Origin of the sequence: Enterococcus sp. S183_ASV_20 (genome assembly GCF_018919685.1) — a bacterium.
Classification (GTDB): Bacteria; Bacillota; Bacilli; order Lactobacillales; family Enterococcaceae; genus Enterococcus; species Enterococcus faecalis.
This window is the reverse complement of sequence record NZ_JAHLRI010000113.1, coordinates 1-3,289: the sequence shown is the minus strand read 5'-3', so window position 1 is coordinate 3,289 and position 3,289 is coordinate 1. Positions and strand designations below refer to the sequence as shown.

The window sequence follows — 3,289 nt, the reverse complement described above, 5'->3', positions numbered from 1 at the left end:
TTTCTTTCGTCGGAAATACAATTTGAGTGTACCATAAATGCCTTTTTATTTTTCTAACTTAATTTTACAATTCGCGTAACTAAAAACATGCGTGCTAACATACTTGAAGATTTGGAAAAGGATGGTCTTTAATATGCGAAATTTTTCCCTTTTTCTGCCCTTTACACTATATGTAAAAGACAAAACTCATTAGAGCCCTAGAGCCCCAACGGTTTTTTGCAGAATTATTTCACTGCGCCTTTTTGGTAATAATATAACACTGGTAAATATAGATTTTTGCAACCGTTTTACCCAGAAAGAAGACATTACTGTAATCTTACAATACTAAAAATAGTAACCACTTCTCTAAAATAAGTCAGATTTTATTAGTAAATATAATAATCAGGACTTCCTTTTTTCTCAATACTAATAACTAATTTATGGGGTAAGCAAATACTAGTCTGACCAGGATTTGATATCCATCCAGTTCTAACTGCAATCTGATCAGGACTATTATCTTCTCTATCTCGGATCTTTCCATCTTTAATCTCAATAATATTATATTGTCCCTTAGCTGGATAATACTTCACATATTTATGACTGATTTTATCTAAATTAAAGCGATCTACTTCCTTGCCATTAATTCGAACAACAGCATATTTAGTAGTTCCTTGGTTCCCCTTCTCAAGAGAAAAAATAAATAAAGGTATAAAGGAGCTAATAATCAAAATCCCAATAATTATTACGTCTCCTATCTTCATATCAATTTTTCCTAAACCAAGATAGTCAGTTAGGATTGTAATAGTTTTTTTCATAGGAATCCTCTTTCTATGCATAATAAAGAGCAGGTTAAATCTAACTAAAGGAAAACTATCTCATAGCCAGTAGTATAATAATCTTTGTACTCAGCAGCTGTCATGTCTTTATTGAGTTTTGCTTTGTAATCGAAAACTTCATCCAAAATTCCATCTTTTAACAACGGATAAACAGATTGCCATTCACCTGTATAATCACTCAATTCGGGATCCTTCACATCGACATCTTTAAAGTACCCACTAGCAACTGTCTTTTCATCCTTCGCTTCTTTTTCTGGAACTACCTCTTCACCAGCAACCATAGTTGTTTTCTCTAACGCTTTTAGATTGTCTTCCATTACTGAAACATAATCTTCACCATTATTCATTTGTTCTTTTATAAGACTTTCAAGAGGATTCAATACTTCCAATTTTATCCCAGCTTCGTTGGCCAAAGTTTTTGTATCATTAGCATTCTTTTCAAAACAAATATAATTGATATTATTTTTTTGGCATACTCTTTTAATTCAGCGAATTGACCAGAAGATGGCTCTTCTTCAGGACTTAGTCCAGCAATAGGAACTTGTATCAATCCATAATCCAAAGCTAAATATCCAAAGGCTGCGTGTTGTGTCTCAAATACTTTTGCTTTTTCCAGATAGAACTTTAACTAATAAGGATTAGCATTCTTGATACTCTTTATCAATTTGTTTTGCTTAACTTTTTTTCTGAGAGAGAAACTACAAATATAACTTCTTCACGTACCTAGCAATTTAATAACAGTCAGTCTACTAACCGTTCATCATTCATACCAAAATATTGATGTAATGGTTTTTGTTTTCCTGACAATAGTTGATCGATCGTCACAAATTCGTATCCTTCATTTTTTAACATAGTGATCAATCCTGGTACAGCTTTGACTGATTCATGATGGATATCGTGGATTAAGATGATTGCGCCATTAAAGACATTCTGTTTGACAACATTATTGATTGCTTCAGGATTTCTTGTTTTCCAATCTAGCGAATCAATATTCCATTGAATAATTGGCATGCCAATTGTTTCAGCACTTTTTTTATCAATAGCGCCATAAGGAGGACGGATATTGCGAGGCAAGACGCCTGTAGCCTTAAAAATTGCTTTATTAGCTTTATTAGCTTTATTCATTTCACTTTGTAATTCATCTGTCGAAAGTGTATTCAACTGTGGATGAGAATACAAGTGACATGCTACCTCATGACCCTCGTCGTGGACTTGTTTTGCAACATCTGGGTTTTGATCCACCATCTGTCCTAACATGAAAAAAGTAGCCTTCACGTTGTTTGTTTTTAGTATATTCAACAAATCAAGTGTTGAGCTATTATTGGGTCCATCATCAAAAGTAAGAGCGACATACTTTTTATTTTCATCTAATGCAGGTAACGCATCTTTTATACTTTCTTGCGAAACCAGATCTGTATCAATAAAAGGCGCAATGTCTCTGTATTTTAGAGTAACTTTAGTAGTTTCAGTTGTGTTCTTTGGTAGGTCGATGGTCAATTCATCAGGTGTATAAGTCATTTTACTCTCGTAAGAAATTCTATCTATCGTTAATACAGCATCAATTATTTTTTCAAGCTCTTTGGCGTGATCAAGAATGGATTGCTGAATCACCTGTTGAATACCTAAGAGACTTCCTTCATCTGGAATCAAATCCTTATTTGTGATTTCTTTACCAGTTTTTTCGGAAACATAAATGGTTTTCTCAGAAATACTGTCTAGCTTTTTAAAATTTTCCTTACTGCGATCCCAGATAAAACTATCTGCTTCAATTCTATACTGACCAATTTTAGAAGATATTGCTGTTGCTTTTATTCTGGCAACTGTAAGCACTTCTTTTTCACGTTGCTTCTTTTGTTACTTTTGAGCAAGCTCGTCTACGAGCTGGTTTGCATTTTTGAAAGGAACAGTACTTTCATAAACTGGACTGTAAACAAGGCACTTATTTTCTCCGTCATTTATAGTATCTATTTTCGTTGAAATTCCACTTTGGTCTTGCTCTTCTTGGATTGAAGCCATGAGATTTTTTGCAGCAGTTTCATATTTGGTTTGAGCTTCTACTTCTTGCTGTTTTAATGTATAAACAATATAACCGCCAGTAGCGACAATTACTAGAATATGTGCGGTAAACAATGCGAATATATACTTGCTATAATTAGATTTTTTCTTCGGTATTTTTGGTTGTTTGTTTTCGTTTCCGGTTTTGGACTTTACAGCTTCATTCAATTGATTTGTATTTTCACAGATATCAGGTTCTTGTTTGTGACGTTGGCTACGACGTGCATAGGTATTTTTATCAGACATATGACTTTATCTTTCCTTTTATCATCATAAAGTAAAATAAAACAGCGCAATTGTAATAAAAACTAATTTATAGATAATTTTTACAAGAAAGTTTTCAGTCAAGTCCAGACTCCTGTGTAAAATGCTATACAATGTTTTTACCATTTCTACTTATCAAAATTGATGTATTTTCT

General features: G+C 33.1%; 1 protein-coding gene and 2 pseudogenes. All 3 read right to left on the bottom strand.

Going from position 1 to position 3,289, the window contains the following annotated elements; all coding sequences use genetic code 11:
* Positions 1–365 precede the first annotated feature (365 nt).
* Positions 366–794: a NusG domain II-containing protein gene (locus KQI94_RS15700; RefSeq protein WP_002363103.1), complete on the bottom strand. Its 429-nt coding sequence runs from the start codon at positions 792–794 to the stop codon at positions 366–368.
* Positions 795–853: 59 nt separating this feature from the next.
* Positions 854–1,407 (bottom strand): annotated as a pseudogene (locus tag KQI94_RS15695) (ZinT/AdcA family metal-binding protein); the annotation flags it as partial.
* Positions 1,408–1,556: 149 nt separating this feature from the next.
* Positions 1,557–3,116: pseudogene (locus tag KQI94_RS16860) on the bottom strand (polysaccharide deacetylase family protein).
* Positions 3,117–3,289 lie beyond the last annotated feature (173 nt).